Source organism: Nostoc sp. UIC 10607 (assembly GCF_047228265.1).
In the GTDB taxonomy this organism is placed as follows: Bacteria; Cyanobacteriota; Cyanobacteriia; order Cyanobacteriales; family Nostocaceae; genus Nostoc; species Nostoc foliaceum_A.
Genome location: NZ_JBIQNW010000232.1, coordinates 1 through 580, shown reverse-complemented (window position 1 = coordinate 580; position 580 = coordinate 1). Strand labels below are relative to the sequence as shown.

Sequence of the window (580 nt, the reverse complement as noted above, 5' to 3'; positions counted from 1 at the left end):
TGACCATGCAGGGAGCTAAACTCCTAGAACTAAAACCAGAACTTACTAGAAGCCAAACTAAATTACTTTTCGACAAGGCACAAGAGGCGGCTCTCGCATTTTACGCTTCTATCCCAGAGTCAGAAAAACTTGCATCCGCCGCCGCCGCTTGGAACATCTGTGCATCCCGCCAGGATGAACTCGAAGTTGCAAGAAAAGAAAACGCAAACCCCCAGGCGATCGCTAAAAAAGTTTCTAATTTCGCCTTCGCTGCTTTCCCCAATGAGATTATTTCTCGCTTAGATAAATTGCAATTTACTGAGCCGAAGTTAGTCACATTAAATAATGAAGCGAATCATTTTTTGGGTCGAGAATGGAATCCAACCGAAAAACATCCTATAGAAATCAGAGCTTCTCACCACCCAGTCGGACATGAGCGCCATGTTTCCAGGCTAATGTTTGTCCATGATAGTGACGGCGAATATAAGGAATTCGCCATGCTTGAAACCAGAACTGCACAGCTTCCCCATCCGTGAGAGGTTAAGATAAAGTGCATTTTGTCAACCAGTTAAAATACTCAAAATAGTCTTATTGAAAATGA

General features: G+C 43.1%; 1 pseudogene. It reads left to right on the top strand.

Annotated elements, in window-relative coordinates:
• Nucleotides 1–515: pseudogene (locus ACEYW6_RS36550) on the top strand (hypothetical protein); the annotation flags it as partial.
• Nucleotides 516–580 lie beyond the last annotated feature (65 nt).